Source organism: Ditibartonella apihabitans (assembly GCF_002007485.1).
Taxonomy (GTDB): Bacteria; Pseudomonadota; Alphaproteobacteria; order Rhizobiales; family Rhizobiaceae; genus Bartonella; species Bartonella apihabitans.
In genome coordinates, this window is sequence record NZ_CP015820.1 from 2,352,751 (window position 1) to 2,369,158 (window position 16,408).

Here is a 16,408-nt window from a genome sequence, read left to right on the forward strand (position 1 = left end):
TTTTAGGCAAAAACTGCAAGTCTAACTATCGGCAAACAGGTCAAGCCGATGCGGATTTAGTCTTCTGATATCGCCTTTTCTGATTGTCACGCCATGGCGGTCAAAAAATTCCAGTAGAAAAATTGAAACCTTGCGACCATTATTCAAACGGTCACGCAAATCGGCTGCGACAAATTCGTGCTTTTCTTTTTTTTCAGCAATGTCCCGCATAATCATAATAATTTCTGCCAGCACTTCACGCGGGAAAAAATAGTCTTGTGCCACTTCATAGACACGCCCCATTCGTGCACATGATTTGAGGATTTGCCGCATATGATTTTCTTCGATTCCAAGTTCTTGCGCAAAATCACGCGTGCGTGGGGGGCGGAAACGTTCTTCCCCCTTCAAAACTTTATAGACACGTTGCCAGATTGCTTCATCTTCGGGCGATAATTTGGCTTCATGACCGGCAAGGCCAACCCAGGCGCCACGAATCTTCAACCGGCCTTTATCAATTTCGTTTTGTAACAGATCACGAAAATAAGGAGCGCGAATTTCGCGGGCAACGTCACGACGCAATTTTTCAAGACCAACGCCGAAAAGATCAGGCTCTTTTTTATGAAATTCGACAAGATAATCGACAATTGCCTTTTGCAAGCGCTGTTCTTGTTGTTGTTCCATAACAAAACGGTCTTGACCATGTTCAAGAACAACAAAATTTCCGCTCGAAAGAAGTTTGGCCGCCTCGACTTCCGACAGATTACGCGCACGACAAAAATAAAGCCAGTCAATGCCATAAGGTGGCAATGCCAGAATTGCCGACAAAGCTTGAAGATGATCTTCTTTTTCCATTGCGGCAAGAAATTTGAACCGCTCCGGCGCGCGGCGGTGCCTTTCCGGTGCTAGCGGATCAAGAATAATGCCGCCACCAATTGTACGGCTTGCCGATGTGTCACGAATGACAAAGCGGTCGCCGCTTGCGGCAATAATAGCTTTATCGGAAATAATCTGAACATAAGCAGTTTCACCGGCTTTCATGGTGTCTTGCGACAAAAATACAAGACGGGCATTGGTTTCCAAAGAGCCATGGTGCAAGTGAACAGGAAACCATTGTTTCAACGGTTTCGGTTCGGAGGCAAGAATTGTGAGACGAACATCGAACCTTTGACTTGGCTTATCAAGAAACGGGTCAATGACCATCATACCCCGTTTGACGTTATCCTTGTTGATTGCGTCACCAACAATATTGAGTGCCGCTCTGTCGCCCGTTCTTGCTTTATTAGAAACCTCATCCTGTACATGGATCGACCGTAACCGAGCTTGCAGATGATCGGGTGCAATGACCATAAGATCATTGGTCGATGCTTCGCCAGAAAGCACGGTTCCGGTCACCACTGTGCCGGCACCGGAAAGCACAAAACAACGGTCAATCGCATGGCGAAACCGCCCATAGGAAACACGTTTTTTCAAATGTGAAGCGGCGTTTTCTATCTCTTCCCGAAGGGCCTCTATCCCCTCGCCCGTCAATGACGACACAGGAAATATCGGTGCATTTTCCAGAAACGAACCTTTGAGAAATTCGTGTAATTCCGCTTGCAATGCTTCAACACGCTCTTTATCAACAAGGTCGATGCGGGTAATGACAACAACCCCGTGCTTTAACCCCAGAAGCTTCAATATTTCGAAATGCTCGCGCGTTTGCGGCATAATGCCGTCATCGGCTGCGACGACCAGCATGACATAGTCAATGCTACCGGCCCCTGTCAGCATGGTATGGATGAGTTTTTCGTGTCCCGGAACATCAACAAAACCGATACGCTCGCCATTTTTCAATGTCTGATAGGCAAAACCCAATTCAATCGTGATACCACGTTGTTTTTCCTGCGGCAGACGATCTGTATCAATGCCTGTCAGTGCTCTGACGAGAGCTGTTTTTCCATGGTCAATATGACCGGCAGTACCAATAATCATGATAGTTTTTCGAGATTGTTAACAAAACCGTTTGTATCATCCAGACAACGCAAATCAAAAACCAGCCGGTTGGCATGCATGCGTCCGATAACGGGCTTTGGCAATTGGCGCAAACGATAAGCCAATTCTGTCAATGAAACGGCCGGATCAACCTGGCTTATCGATATGCCATAGCTTGGCAAAGTTTCCATCGGCATTGCGCCCGAGCCGACCTGACTATTACAGGCACAAATTTCAACATGAAAAGCCGGTTGAAAAAAGTCGCTTATTTTTGCGCATAAATCGGCGGCCTGATGGGCAATATCACTTTGGTTGCGCGAAAGATAACGCAAGGTCGGAATTGTTGCGTTCCTCTTTTCTTCATTCCGATAGGCGCGCAAAACCGCTTCCAGAGCGGCAAGGCGTACCTTGTCGACACGAAGCGAACGTTTCATGGGGTTTTTATTGACCCGCGCAATCAATTCCTGCTTGCCGATAATAAAACCGGCTTGGACACCGCCCAATAATTTATCGCCGGAGAAAGTGACAATATCCGCTCCCGCTTTGATGACATCCTGAACAGTCGGCTCATAAGGAAGCCCGAAACTAACGAGATTGACAAGCGTTCCCGAACCAAGATCTTCCATAAAAGGTACTCTTTTCGTTGCAGCCAATGCCGCGAGTTCTTTTGTGGTGACTGACGAAGAAAATCCTTCAATACGATAGTTCGATGTGTGCACTTTCAATAAAAGCGCGGTCTCTTCATTGATTGCTTTTTCATAATCGGCAAGGTGGGTGCGATTGGTTGTTCCGACTTCCACCAGTGTGCAACCGGCACTTTCCATAATATCGGGCATACGGAAAGCACCGCCGATTTCGATAAGTTCGCCACGCGAAATAATGCTTTCACCCTGTTTTCCCGCAAGCGTATTCAACACCAGAAGAACGGCTGCCGCATTATTATTGACAAGGGTTGCATCTTCCGCACCGGTAAGCTCGCAAATCAATTCGCGCAAATGGTCGTCGCGCTCTCCTCGCTCGCCACTTTCAAGATCATATTCCAGCGAAACCGCGTTGCGCATGGCATTGACAGCGTTCTCAATTGCAACTTCCGGCAGTTGTGCACGTCCGAAATTGGTGTGCAAAATTGTACCGGTCAAGTTGAACACGGCACGCATGGTCGATTGGGAATCCACCTCCAGTCGTTCGAGCGCCATCATTGCCAACACATCACTCGTTCGCGGTGTGCGTCCTGCTTTGATGAGAATGCGCTCGTCGGCAAGGGCTGCCCTGATAGCATCAACCGTTGCACTATGCCCGAATTTGGCCGCCGCTTCTTTTGCCGCTTGTTCGGCAAGAATTGCGTTGACCGGAGGTAGGAGAGAAAAATCTGAGACCATCAATAACCCGCCAGAAATGGATTGAATGCACCTCTTTTAAATGTACCATCCTCTTTCATCAAAAGATCAAGTGCCAGCGAGCCTATATCATCGGCAAACACATCAAAATGGCTATCTTTTTGATGATTCATCTGTTTGCAATAGCGTTTGCAAGTATCACATGTCTCGGCAAGAATGGTTCCCGGGCCCCCGTCGATCTCGCGGAAACTGATTCCCTTGGTCTCTTCGCAAAATGTACATTTGATGCGGACATAACGCCACAGGGAACCACAATAAAGGCATGAACAGAACCGGATACCTTCTGACGATGGCCAACCGACAATCATCGAAGCTGAATGGGTACCACCGCAACAGGGGCAAAGATTGCCTTCGATAGGCTGCAATTTTTTGGGGTCAAGTTTTGCAGCAGCCAATGTCAACACAATCTGCAAAGCACCTGTTACATAAATATGCTGAGCCAGATTTTCCTGCGGCAATTTATGCGCAATTATATCGGAAGCCCAGTTTTGCCATTTTGCCTTGTTGGCTCTTGTATCCTCCAGAGCAACAAGACTTGAACTCTTCAGCTTTCTGTTGCCGAGAACTTTGAAAAAACTATTGGCAATTTCTTCAAAAACAGGGGCGGATATAATAGCCTGCCGGTCGATCGGCGGCATAATGAATTTTTGCGCCTGATCCTGATCGGCTATCGGAATATCGCTTGCCGCAAATTCGTTACAGACGAATTGCTGGGCTCCGGTAAATTCCACCAAAAAATCTATATAGTCTTTAACCGGACTTGTGGGAGCAAGTTCTTCAAAACGTTTGCTCCGTTCCTCGAATAACGTATTGATATCGGGAAGCCGGACGAAAGGAGGCGTGCGCATATGACCGACTTCGGTCATATCTCCTTCGAATTTTTTATTACGCGGCATATTTGATTGAACTCCATTTTAAACTCGGTCAATTTTATAACCGGAAAAGGGAACTTGTCCAACCAACTCTGCTTGAAAGTCGCTCCACGTATTTAAAAAATCTTTCTATTGGGCGTTTTATTTCTCTGTAGTTTTTCTTCTATTTTGATGGATGCTATTTTATGGAGACACACTTGTTGAATGAGCCCAAGCTTTTTGACTGCTTAAACAACCAAATCATTTTTTAATTACGTCAAGCAGTCACACTATCTGGCCAGCAATGACACTATTTGGCAGCCGGAGCTTTTTCCAAACCGACAAGGCCTATTTTTGTGTAGCCTGCCGCGCGCAATTCATTAAGTAGCGCAATAATGCCGCTATATTCCACGCCTGCATCACCACGAATAAAGATTTTTTCTTCATGATTGTTTGACGTGAGCCGATCAAGAGTTGTCTTGAGATCTTCCAGTGACGCTTTCTCTTCTCCCACATAAAGTGATTTATCCTGCTGTAATGTTACATAGACAGGTTTATCGGGCTTTGGTTGCGCGGGTGTCGAAGATGTCGGCAGTTGTACTGGAATATCGCTCGTTGCCAAAGGTGCGGCAACCATAAAAATGATGAGCAAAACCAGAATAACATCAATGAACGGTGTTACATTGATTTCATGGCTGACATCGAGTTCTTCATTGTCAAGATCTGCAAGCTTGGTAGCCATTCTGTCCTACTCCGCTGCGATCGACAAATTAGGCCGCTTGGCTGCTTCGATCTTGACTTTACGAAAGTCGAGATCACGACTGACCAGACGTTCAATTCCGGCTGAAACGTCGATGAGTTGTTGACGATAACCGGTAATCAGACGGGCAAAGACGTTATAGATAATGACGGCCGGTACGGCGGCAACAAGGCCGATAGCGGTTGCAAGAAGCGCTTCGGCAATACCAGGAGCAACAACGGCAAGATTGGTTGTTTGCGCTTGAGAAATGCCGATGAACGAGTTCATAATGCCCCATACAGTTCCAAAAAGCCCAACAAACGGACCAATGGCACCAATTGTTGCCAGAATACCTGTTCCGAAGGCTACATGGCGACCGGAAGCAGAAATAAGGCGTGAAAGAACAGAGCTCAATCTTTCTTTCAAGCCTTCTGTGCCGACACTGTCAACGACTGCAATGGAAGCTTGCACTTCGTCTTGTGCTGCCTGAACCAGAACAGGACAAACACCCTTTTGTTTTTTAACAGTCAAAGCGAGTTCGGAAAGATTCTGGGCACGGTAAACTTCGAGCAGCGTTGCTTTCGCACGGCGTTTCACAATAGAAACTTCTGTCAGTTTCACAATAAAGATAACCCATGTCAAAACCGATGCAAGCGCAAGGCCGACCATAACAACTTTGACCACCCAGTCTGCGTTCAGGAACATTCCTATCGGCGATAAGTCATGCGGGATAGAGGCCATAAAATGATCGGCAGCCTGATTAGCCGTGTCGGCAGCAGCTTTGGCTGTGTTTGCAGTCTCCGAGGCGGCCGATTCCAAAGCCTGTTTGCCTGCTTTCAAAGTATTTTCACCGGCCTGTGCAGCGTTTTCACCGGCCTGGACAGCATTTTCGCCGGTTTGTAAGGCTTTTTCGCCAGCTTGTTCGCCAGCTTGCAACACCTGACTGCCGGTCGGTTGCGGTGTCTCGGTCTGTGCCGATGCATAGCCGCCAGCCAAGCATAGAAATGCTGTAGCAGCTACAAGCCTTGTCAAATATCTCATCATCGCTCTCGTTCCTGAACTTCAATTCGATGGCGATTAATTAACAAAATTTAATATGATAAATCAAGTCATGTTTAAACAAATATTGAACTTATTTTCCGGGAGTAAAGAAATTCTACCGCCAACGCTGTTTTAACGGATAAGGATAGCGCGGAAATCATTGACATTGGTTCCCGTCGGGCCGGTTACAAGCAGGTCATCAAGCATATCGAATGCAGTCCATGCATCGTGGCGGACAAGAAAAGTTGCGGGGTCGAGGCCCTGCTGTTTGAGACGCGAGCAGCTATTTCCGTCACAAAACGCACCGGCATTATCTTCGCTACCGTCGCGACCATCCGTATCCGCTGCAAGTGCAATAATAGAGCTCTCCCCCTCGATTGCTATTGAAAATGACAGCAAAAATTCGCTGTTTCTTCCGCCTTTGCCAACCTCACCCTTGCTGTAATCGCCTGTTATTGTCACACTTGTTTCGCCGCCCGAAAGCATGACGACAGGCTTTTCAAAGGGGCGGTTTTTCAAGGCAATTTCGCGAGCAATGGCGGCATGCATCAATGCAATATCCTTTGCTTCGCCCTCGATTGAATCCGAAAGGATAACAGCGTTCCATCCCCGTTTCCGTGCATGAGCAGAGGCGGCTTCCAGTGATGTCGCCGCCGATGCAACAATATAGGCAACGTTTTTGTCAAAAGCGGGATTATCCGGTTTAGGGGCATCAGCCGCTGGACTGTTCAATAGGCTGACCGCTTTTGGAGGCAAATCAATATGATATTGTTTGACGAGTTTCAGAGCATCTTCACGCGTCGACCAATCCGCAACGGTCGGGCCGGAAGCAACTTGCGAGGCAATGTCTCCTGGAATATCCGACACAATGAAACTGACGACGCGGGCGGGCGCTGCATAATAGGCAAGCCGCCCGCCTTTGATTTGTGACAAATGCTTTCTGATCGTATTCATCGCACCGATGGGAGCGCCACTTTTTAACAATGCCTCATTGATTGCGATTTCGTCTTTAAGTGTCAAAGGCTCAAGCGGCAAAGGTAACAAGGCCGAGCCGCCACCACAGATAAGAGCAATGACAAGATCGTCGGGCGATAATCCTTGAACAAGTTTGACAAGCTTTTTTGCAGCCCTCAGCCCGTTTTCGTCCGGCAAAGGGTGGGAAGCTTCCATAACTTCAATCGAATGAAGCTCTACACCACAACCGTAGCAAGTGACGACAGCGCCTTCAAGCTTGCCATAGCCAGCCTTAGCCCAAAGTTTTTCAAGTGCCAAAGCCATTTGGGCAGAGCCTTTTCCGGCTCCGACAACAATTGTTCTGCCCTTCGGCTTTTTCGGCAAAAACTGTTCCATCAAATGTTCCGGATTGGCAGCCATAACCGCACAATCAAAGAGTTCTTTTAGAAAACTGCGATCTGTGGAATTTATCAATTGTTCTCCTCCCGAAAAACTATCGTTCGTTTTGTTGCTTCGGATTTTCGATTATAGTTTATTACTGACACAGTTTTTAGAAAAAAGTGGAAAAACTGAATGCGATAACTATGTAATTAAAGTACATCGACGAAAATTATTCGTACGATCATTCATTCGCAAAAGCAGGAGAAACCGTTATGCCAAAAGAAAATGCAACGCCAACCGAAAAAGTCTTCAGGAACAATTCGAACAGTTGAAGAAAGAAGTGTCCAATATTCATTCGACACTCAATGATCTGGGCTCCGAAAAACTGACGGCCGCCAAAGGCAAAGCCGAAAAACTTTATGCTTCTGCCAAAGAAAATGGTGAAGAGGCCATTTCCCAGGCAAAAGAAAAAATTGATGATGTGCAAAGCCAGTTATGCAATTGCATCCGCGAAAAGCCGGTTGCAAGCCTTGTTGCGGCAGCAGGTGTCGGCTTTGTTCTTGCTCTGTTGATGCGGCGTTAAGATATGTGGCGGCTTATCGCGCCGCTCATGAGCGGTTTGGCAAATGGCAGCGTAAAGACGGCAGTCAAATCAACGCGCAATCAGGCAATTTGTTATTTTCTGATTGGATTATCGCTGTTTTTCGCGGTGATATTCTTATGCGTTATTGCATTTATTGCGTTGAGCTGGATTGTCTCGCCCATCTTATCGGCAACAATTATTTTTGCCTTTTGGCTTATCGTCGCGCTCGTGGTGTTTTTATCGGCCGCATCATTTCGGCAAAGAGACGTAAAATCTATCAGCAACAGATGGACGATGAACGTTTCAATCTGGTCGCTGCTTCTCTTGTTGCCGCTGTTCCGGCCATTTTGAAAAATAAAAAAACGCTTGTGCTTGCTGTTCCTCTCATCGGACTTGCGGCTTTGATGTTCTGGAACAAAGACAAGAACTCCAAGTCCTGAGGGGCATGAAGGAATGATCTCATTAAAAAACCGGTTGTAAAACAGCCGGTTTTTTATGTCACTATTTTTGGCAAATTCTATTTGAACGCGTATCTTATTCCGACTTTGACATCGTGCGATGTCAAATGATCAAGCTTGAGCGTAGCTTCTTTTGAAAAATCGCCGGTTTTTGCGTCTCCCAGATCGCTGTAGCTATATCCGATATCAAGAATAACATTTCGCGATAGTTTAACACCAACGCCCGCATGAATGGCCCAAGCAATATCCCAATTCGTTTTTGACGAGGCCTCATAGTGATCGCTACCAGCATCAACTTCAAAATCGTTCATGCGATTGGCACTCGCGCCAATTCCTGCCCCGATATAGGGCGTGACATTGTGATAGGTTACAAGGTCCGCATAAGCATTGGCCATCAGCACAATTGACGAGGCATTGCCTTCATATTTTCGTATGTTTGAAAAATTTTGATCACGTGCGCTCATTTTATTTTTTGCATGATATTCGACTGTTCCATCAAGACGGACAATATCATTCATACGATAGCCTAAACCCACTCCGCCAAGAAAAGCGTCATCCATGTCACTTTTATTTTTCCAGTGATAATCGCTATCCACCCCAAAAGAGGGAAATTTATTGAGGTGATCAGCATCTGCCATACTGACCCCGACATAGCCTTTCAGATAAAAAGGAACTGTTTCGGACGCAATAGCAACTTCCGGCACCTTGTCCAGATCAATATCACCGGCGAGTGCAGGCATTGAACCAAGAACCGATATCGCCCCGCCAACAAGTGCAACGCAAAATTTCATGTAAAGCCTCTAAACAAGGCATTGAAGCCTCTCTCATTTCAAGAAGCTTTTTAAACATGATTGGTTAAGACGTTCTTAACCATAATTCTTAACCACCTATTTTCCATAAATTTAAACGTCATCACGTCATAAATAAAAAAGCAGCCCGACAAAGACTGCTTTAAAAAACTCATAAATCCAATTTGATAGAGCAAAATTTCCGGTTAAACGGCATCTCTTACTTTTTTGAGCGCCTCGACAATCTCGTCAACCAGTGTGCCAATAAGATGTTCGTCATCCCCTTCCGCCATAACGCGGATAAGTGGTTCGGTTCCCGACGGGCGAATGACCAGTCGACCGTTTTTCCCCAAACGTTTTTCGGCATTTTTGATAACATCTTTGACGTGCGCATCTTCAAGCGGTTTGCCTTCGGAAAAGCGGACATTCTTCAAGACTTGTGGTACCGGCTCGAAGCGATGACACAATTCGCTCATCGGTTTTTGTGATTCTTTTGCACAACCCAATATTTGCAGCGATGTCACCAGACCATCACCGGTCGTCCCGTAATCGGATAGAACAATGTGACCCGATTGTTCACCACCGACATTGAAACCATGCTGGCGCATATATTCGACAACATACCGGTCACCAACCTTGGTTCTTGCCATAGTCAGTCCTTTTTGGGCAAGAAACCGTTCAAGCCCGAGATTGGACATGACTGTCGCGACAATACCGCCACCCCGTAAAAGACCATTTTCCAGCCAACGTTCGGCGACAACCGCCATTAACTGGTCACCATCGATAATGGCACCGGTTTCATCAACCATCACCACGCGGTCACCATCGCCATCAAGTGCTATTCCCGCATCTGCCCTCACCTCATGAACCTTCCGCATCAAAGCAATCGGGTGGGTCGAACCGCATTCTTCATTGATATTTGTGCCTGTCGGCTTGTCGCTTAGTGTCACAACTTCCGCACCGAGTTCCCACAAAGCAAGCGGCGCGGCTTTATAGGCTGCTCCATTTGCACAATCGACAACAATCCGCATACCGTCGAGCCGTACATCGCGCGGCAATGTACGTTTGGCAAATTCGATATAACGATAAATATCACCTTCAACACGCTTTGCCCGACCGATTTGCGATTGGCCGGCAAGCTCGTTAGTCATATCGGTTTCAATGAGCTTTTCGATTTTCAACTCGATTTCGTCGGAAAGTTTGAAACCGTCCGGACCGAACAATTTTATACCATTATCGAAAAAAGGATTATGTGATGCCGAAATCATAACGCCGACATCGGCACGCAGCGAACGACAAAGCATTGCGACGGCAGGTGTCGGAATTGGCCCTAAAAGAAACACTTCCATGCCACTTGCCGTAAAGCCTGCAACCATTGCATTTTCCAGCATATAACCTGACAGGCGTGTATCTTTACCGATAACAACGCGTCCCGGCCGACCTTGGCTGCGAAAAAGAATCCCCACCGCCATACCGACTTTCATAGCCACATCTGCGGTCATCGGAAATGTATTGGCTTTTCCTCTTATTCCATCGGTACCGAAATATTTAAACGCCATTATATTTTCCTTTTTCGACAAAATTGAAAATCGATAAAATTCTGCCCGCTACTCATATACCTGTGTCTTTTGTTTCGATTATCAATTTTTAAGCCAAAAACCAATGATTTCCTCTATCAACAAAGCTGGTAAAGGCCGGAATTATCAAGACAAGGTTAACATAGCGGCACTTGAATAAAATAAAAGCGACTTGAGTTTATCAAGCCGCTTTGACGTTTTTTAAAATAAAGTTCAGTCCTTTTTATTATCCGGATTATCAGTGCCGGTTTCTGTTTTTGCCGATTTTTTTGCCGGCTTTTCAACTTTTTTTACCGGTTTTTCGGACTTTTCCGACTTTGACGTTTTGGTTGTCCCCGTCGTCTTTGCCGTCTTTGTTGCCTTGGTCGTCTTTCTGGTCCTTGTCGGCTTTTTCTCAGCCGCAGCTTTTTCTGTTTCGGACTTGTCGGAAGCCTCTGTCTTTTCATCGACTTTATCGGTCGAATGAGAAACAGCTTTTGCCCTTACGACAACCGACTTCGCATGATCGGCTTTGGATTTTTCAGGCGTTTTTCCGGCTTTCGGAACACTTGAAACATGCGGGGTCGGCGAATCCTTGCCCATATCGCGTGATGGCGGTTTGCCGTTGATGACTTCCTGAATTTCGGCTCCCGTAAGAGTCTCGTATTCAAGCAAACCTTCGGCAAGAGCAACCCATTGTTTCTTCTTCGACGTCAAGGTTTGTTTTGCTGTCTGATAGGCTTCGTCGATAAGACGACGAATTTCAGAATCAATAACTCTTGCTGTCTCTTCCGAAACCTGTTGGTTACGGCCACCACCTTGAAGATACATATCTTCCTGACTTTCGCCATAGGTAACCTTGCCGAGTTCGTCGGAAAAGCCCCAACGTGTGACCATCGCACGGGCAAGTTTTGTTGCCTGTTCGATGTCGGAGGAAGCGCCTGAAGTGATATTATCCTTGCCGAATTTCAATTCTTCGGCAACACGGCCACCCATCATGATTGCCAGACGCGAAATCATGTAGCGGTAGCTCATCGAATATTTGTCACCTTCCGGCAATTGCATAACCATACCGAGTGCACGTCCACGCGGGACAATTGTTGCTTTGTGCACAGGATCGGCTGCCGGCATATTGATTGCAATAATGGCGTGTCCGGCTTCGTGAAATGCTGTCAGCTCTTTTTCTGCCGGTGTCATGGCAGAATGGCGTTCGGCCCCCATCATGACCTTATCTTTGGCATCCTCGAATTCCTGCATGGTGACCAGGCGTTTGTCGCGCCGGGCTGCCATAAGTGCTGCTTCATTGACAAGGTTCATCAAATCGGCACCGGAAAATCCGGGTGTACCGCGCGCTACAATCTTCAAGTCGACATTGGGTGCCAAAGGCACATTGCGAACATGGACTTTAAGAATTTCCTCACGTCCTGCAACGTCGGGATTGGGAACAACCACCTGCCGGTCAAAACGACCCGGACGCAACAATGCCGGATCAAGAACATCGGGACGGTTGGTTGCGGCAATCAGAATAATGCTTTCATTCGGCTCGAACCCGTCCATTTCAACAAGGAGCTGGTTCAATGTCTGTTCACGTTCATCATTGCCACCGCCGAAACCGGCACCACGGTGACGACCGACGGCATCGATTTCATCAATGAAAATGATACATGGCGCATTCTTTTTCGCCTGCTCGAACATGTCGCGAACACGGCTTGCACCAACACCGACAAACATTTCGACAAAATCCGAACCGGAAATTGTGAAGAACGGCACATTGGCTTCACCGGCAACGGAACGGGCGAGCAATGTTTTACCGGTTCCGGGAGGGCCGACAAGCAAAACACCGCGTGGAATACGACCGCCAAGACGCTGGAACTTTTGTGGTTCACGCAAAAATTCGACAATTTCCTGTAAATCCTGTTTGGCTTCGTCGACGCCAGCGACATCCTTGAAAGTCACACGGCCATGCGCTTCGGTGAGCAATTTTGCCTTGGATTTACCAAAGCCCATCGCTCCGCGTGCACCCCCTTGCATCTGACGCATAAAGAAAATCCACACGCCGATAAGAATGACAACCGGCAGAAGCGTGATGAGCAAATTCATAAAGGTGCTATTGCCCGTGCTTTCCGGTTGGGCTCTGACATTGACATTTTTGCTTTCAAGACGAGTGACAAGACCGGGATCATTGGGTGCAAAGGAAAGAACCGTTCTGTTATCGTTTGTGATGCCGGTCAAACGTTGACCTTGAATGGTAACAGTTTTGATTTCTTTATTATCGACCCGTTTCAGAAAATCTGAATACGTTATCTCTCCTGTGCCACCCTGTTGACTATTTCCGTTAAAAAACGAAAATAAAGTAATCAATAAGAGTGCGATGATCCCCCATATCAGGAAGGAACGATAATTTGGATTCATATTAGGTCCACTCAATCTATTTCGCTCTATTGGCTATTACGCTCTATTGGATAAATTTTATTGTAACATATGTGCTTGAAGTTGCCTTGCCAAGGCTGAACTTGAGCTTTTCATAATGTTTCATCCAGCTTTTTGGTCATTTTCTTGCGATGTCGACAATGTCAGTTCAAAAAAACGGCTTAATATTTTAAAAAGCGGGTAATCATCAGAAGAGATCAGCCAACCGAACGGGCGCATGAATCTCTTGCAGGTGAGATTTTCGGCATGAACAAGTTTTCCGGTAAGAGCCGGAATATCAATTCCCGAACGGCTGAAAATTGCCAATGCTGTCTGTAGTGACAGGAAATGGATCGAACGGGGGTTAATATCTTCTTCCCGCGCTACAGACTTTATATCGCAAAGAGAGGGAACATTTACCCGCACAGCATTGTCCGACCGGTTATCAATACGATAACGGCCATCCCAAATGATCGAAGATTGGGCAGCGGCGACACTTGCTGTCTGATTTCTCGCCTCGCGCCACAATCTGATATTTTTACCGTTAAGCTCGATCACCGTTCCAAGTAACGTAAAATGATAAAGAGCCGTCCGTTTCTTCATGAGCTGGGTTTTCAGAAATTCAACCTGCGAATCGCTCGCGAGAACCTGCGCTCCCCCAATAATGGAAGCGAGAGCCCCCATGACAAAAGGAAACTCCGGGTCATTCAACTGTTCGTCCGTGACCGCGCTTATCGTACATAAGGCATGTTGCATTGTTATGTCGAGTTTACCGATGAGATCGGCTGCGGCTTTACTTTGTGTGCGCCTGAAAATTGCCGCTTCGTCAACTTTTTTTGCAATGGCATCAACATCCTCGTCTTTGAGGCGTTTGCGAATGCGTACCCGTTCATAATGCGGATTTTCATTTGTCGGGTCGTCAATCCAATCCTGTTTAATGGAGCGTAAATATTCACGCAACTCTTGCCGTTTCACTCCGAGGAGAGGCCGGATCAAGCGTATTTTGCGCATGAGAAGCGATTCTCGTGGCATACAGGCAAGGCCGCGATGGCTACCGCGATGCAACCGCATTTCATAAGTTTCTGCCTGATCATTCAAGGTATGACCGGTCATAATGACACTCGCACCGACTTTCTCAGCAACAGAAAAGAGCAAACCATAACGTGCTATTCTCGCTTCATGGGACAAAGCTGTTTGAGGTTTCGCATCTGCCCAGCAAACCGTCTCATGTCTCACGTGAAGACGATCACATAATTTTCCGACTTCTTCGGCCTCGGCCGCAGATTCGGGACGCAGACGATGATCGACTGTGACAGCGATGAGTTCGGGCGGATTTGCAAGACCTTTCAAATAGTCACGCAGAAGAAACAGAAGAGACGTTGAGTCCCCGCCCCCGGAAACCGCAGCAATGACTATTTTACAGTTTTCGAAATCTGAAGGCTGAAAGAGTTTTTTGAAATCTATTATTGACACTTGTTGCGACTTTGCTCGTCTTTGACACGTTTCAAAACTGCCGGATCTACAGTTTTGTAACGTTTTGTCACTTCGGCAAAGGTTGCGCAAGCCACTTTCTGTTCATCAAGATGAGCCATGCTCATACCAAGTTTTAAAAGATTTTCCGGTCCACGCGGTGAATCTTTGTAATTACGCTGCACATCAATATAGGCTTGTGCCGCTTCACGATAGCGCTTCTGGCCGAAAAGAGATTCGCCAAGCCAGAAACTTGCATCCGCAATTTGCGGGTCGGTGGAATAGCGCTCCTGAAAAGCACGAAAATCGGCTTCGGCTGAACGGTAATCACCGGCAAGGATATTTTTATAACCGATGTCATAAAGCTCTTTTGCACTGGTTGTTTGTGGAACCGTGGGCAATGCTGTTGCGGTTTGTGTGCCCGACTGACCTTGAGAACCGGTGTCTACTGCATCCTTATTGATACTTCCATTAAGAACATTGCCATTCTTGTCAAATTCAATCGAGCCGAGATCTTTAGGCGCTTCTTGCGGATTTATTTTTTGTCCATTTTCGCTGTTTTGAGGAACACTGTTTCCTGTAGCCCCTTCAACGGAGCTTCCGGCAATAGACTTGCCAGTATTGGCTGTCGCCGCAGATGACTGGGATGACGATGGAAGTGACTGGGCTTGTTGCGGCGATGACGGCTGTTGGGTCGAACCAGAAGAGCTCGCCGAGCCTCCCTGCAATTGACGCAATTGTTCCTGCATTTGCAGAACCATAAAGTTGAGCTCTTCTACTTTTCCTGTAAGTTCACGCACCTGTTGTTGAAGATCGGTAACGCGGCTATCGGGTTGAGGAGACATTTGTACGGTTTGGCTTTCAACTGTTTTTTTCTTGCCAAAAGGAAAAAGCCCGTTTGCAAATGACGATCCGCCTTGCTCTGACGACGCGCTATAACAAGGCACCAGCACCGACCACGATAAAGCCTGAGCGAGTATAACCGTTGTTGCCAAACGTTTTACCGAACATGCCAATAAATGCGGGGAAGAAAGAAAACCCATAGCTTTGTCCTTTTATGTTCGTATCAATTTTGGTTATCAACCAACTTCGGCGGAAGTTTGACAAAAAAAACGGCCCTTGACAGGGCCGTTTTTGACATTGGAATAAAAATGTAAATTAGCGTGCGTTGTTCAAGACTGTAACAGCGCGACGGTTCTGGTTCCAGCACTGCGGAGCGTCACAAACAGCAACCGGACGTTCCTTACCATAGGAAATGGTCCGCATGCGGTTCGCGGCAACACCTTGTGAAATCAAATAATCGCGGGCGGCAACAGCACGACGCTGACCAAGAGCGATATTGTATTCGCGTGTGCCACGTTCATCGGCATGACCTTCAACAGTGATGGTGTATTGCGGATAACGCTGCAACCATTGTGCCTGACGTGTCAATGTCTGCTGGGCATCTGCACGAATGCTGGATGAATCAAGATCAAAGAATACGCGGTCACCAACGTTGACTGTAAAGTCCTGCGCTGATCCCGGTTTTGCGTTGTTCAGTCCCAGCGCATTCGGGTCATTCAGGCCGTGTTTGGCGCAGCCAGCGAGAGTTAGCGATAGGACAAATGCTATAGCAAGCGGATTGCGAGCAAGTTTTTGGAAACGGCCCATGTGCCGAGACTCCTTAAAAGTTAGCGGTTGATTTTCAAGGCTTTTAGCTTGATTTGCTTAAAAAGCTCTCAACACGCATGGTTAATGAATACTTACGCATCACTTTTTTATAAAAAATACAAATCCACCGGTTGCTCGCTGATTGAGGCGGAAAGACGGCAGATGTGATTTTCCTTAGCGC

At 46.9% G+C, this 16,408-nt stretch carries 14 protein-coding genes; 2 read left to right on the top strand and 12 right to left on the bottom strand.

Annotation, left to right across the window (positions count from 1 at the left end):
- Positions 1-21: 21 nt before the first annotated feature.
- The 6 genes from selB to BBC0178_RS10485 all read right to left on the bottom strand — a co-directional run bounded on the left by selB (position 22) and on the right by BBC0178_RS10485 (position 7,406).
- A complete protein-coding gene (gene selB / locus BBC0178_RS10460; RefSeq protein ID WP_078040123.1) occupies positions 22-1,950 on the bottom strand; it encodes a selenocysteine-specific translation elongation factor in 1,929 nt (642 codons plus the stop codon).
- Positions 1,947-3,329, bottom strand: a complete 1,383-nt coding sequence (gene selA / locus BBC0178_RS10465) for an L-seryl-tRNA(Sec) selenium transferase (RefSeq protein WP_078040124.1) — start codon at positions 3,327-3,329, stop codon at positions 1,947-1,949. The genes selB and selA overlap by 4 nt, the downstream gene beginning before the upstream one ends.
- Positions 3,329-4,243: a formate dehydrogenase accessory protein FdhE gene (gene fdhE, locus BBC0178_RS10470; protein ID WP_078040125.1), complete on the bottom strand. Its 915-nt coding sequence runs from the start codon at positions 4,241-4,243 to the stop codon at positions 3,329-3,331. The genes selA and fdhE overlap by 1 nt, the downstream gene beginning before the upstream one ends.
- Before the next feature lie 265 nt (positions 4,244-4,508).
- Complete coding sequence (gene exbD / locus BBC0178_RS10475; RefSeq protein WP_077972960.1) at positions 4,509-4,940, bottom strand: TonB system transport protein ExbD; 432 nt, start codon at positions 4,938-4,940, stop codon at positions 4,509-4,511.
- 6 nt (positions 4,941-4,946) lie between these two features.
- Positions 4,947-5,981, bottom strand: coding sequence for a tonB-system energizer ExbB (exbB, locus tag BBC0178_RS10480; RefSeq protein WP_078040126.1), 1,035 nt, complete (start codon positions 5,979-5,981; stop codon positions 4,947-4,949).
- Positions 5,982-6,110: 129 nt separating this feature from the next.
- Positions 6,111-7,406 carry a glycerate kinase type-2 family protein gene (locus BBC0178_RS10485; protein ID WP_149867488.1) on the bottom strand — a complete coding sequence of 432 codons (1,296 nt, stop codon included), beginning with the start codon at positions 7,404-7,406 and terminating at the stop codon, positions 6,111-6,113.
- A 235-nt stretch (positions 7,407-7,641) separates the two neighbouring features.
- Here BBC0178_RS10485 and BBC0178_RS10490 point away from each other — a divergent pair, with 235 nt between their 5' ends.
- On the top strand, positions 7,642-7,896 hold the full coding sequence (locus BBC0178_RS10490; protein WP_335617865.1) for an ElaB/YgaM/YqjD family protein: 255 nt from the start codon (positions 7,642-7,644) through the stop codon (positions 7,894-7,896).
- 27 nt (positions 7,897-7,923) lie between these two features.
- The gene (locus BBC0178_RS10495; protein ID WP_225868016.1) at positions 7,924-8,247 is read left to right on the top strand and encodes a phage holin family protein; all 324 of its coding nucleotides are present in this window, start codon (positions 7,924-7,926) and stop codon (positions 8,245-8,247) included.
- 166 nt (positions 8,248-8,413) lie between these two features.
- On the opposite strand, the gene BBC0178_RS10500 is transcribed toward BBC0178_RS10495, so the two are convergent.
- From BBC0178_RS10500 to pal, 6 genes are all read right to left on the bottom strand, one after another.
- A complete protein-coding gene (locus BBC0178_RS10500) occupies positions 8,414-9,145 on the bottom strand; it encodes an outer membrane protein (RefSeq protein WP_078040128.1) in 732 nt (243 codons plus the stop codon).
- A gap of 203 nt (positions 9,146-9,348) precedes the next feature.
- Positions 9,349-10,701: a phosphoglucosamine mutase gene (gene glmM / locus BBC0178_RS10505; protein WP_078040129.1), complete on the bottom strand. Its 1,353-nt coding sequence runs from the start codon at positions 10,699-10,701 to the stop codon at positions 9,349-9,351.
- Positions 10,702-10,932: 231 nt separating this feature from the next.
- On the bottom strand, positions 10,933-13,110 hold the full coding sequence (ftsH, locus tag BBC0178_RS10510; RefSeq protein WP_078040130.1) for an ATP-dependent zinc metalloprotease FtsH: 2,178 nt from the start codon (positions 13,108-13,110) through the stop codon (positions 10,933-10,935).
- A gap of 120 nt (positions 13,111-13,230) precedes the next feature.
- Positions 13,231-14,580 carry a tRNA lysidine(34) synthetase TilS gene (tilS, locus tag BBC0178_RS10515; RefSeq protein ID WP_078040131.1) on the bottom strand — a complete coding sequence of 450 codons (1,350 nt, stop codon included), beginning with the start codon at positions 14,578-14,580 and terminating at the stop codon, positions 13,231-13,233.
- The gene (gene ybgF / locus BBC0178_RS10520; RefSeq protein ID WP_078040132.1) at positions 14,571-15,620 is read right to left on the bottom strand and encodes a tol-pal system protein YbgF; all 1,050 of its coding nucleotides are present in this window, start codon (positions 15,618-15,620) and stop codon (positions 14,571-14,573) included. Before ybgF ends, tilS begins: the two co-directional genes overlap by 10 nt.
- Before the next feature lie 115 nt (positions 15,621-15,735).
- A complete protein-coding gene (pal, locus tag BBC0178_RS10525; RefSeq protein WP_075869304.1) occupies positions 15,736-16,227 on the bottom strand; it encodes a peptidoglycan-associated lipoprotein Pal in 492 nt (163 codons plus the stop codon).
- Between the last annotated feature and the right edge of the window lie 181 nt (positions 16,228-16,408).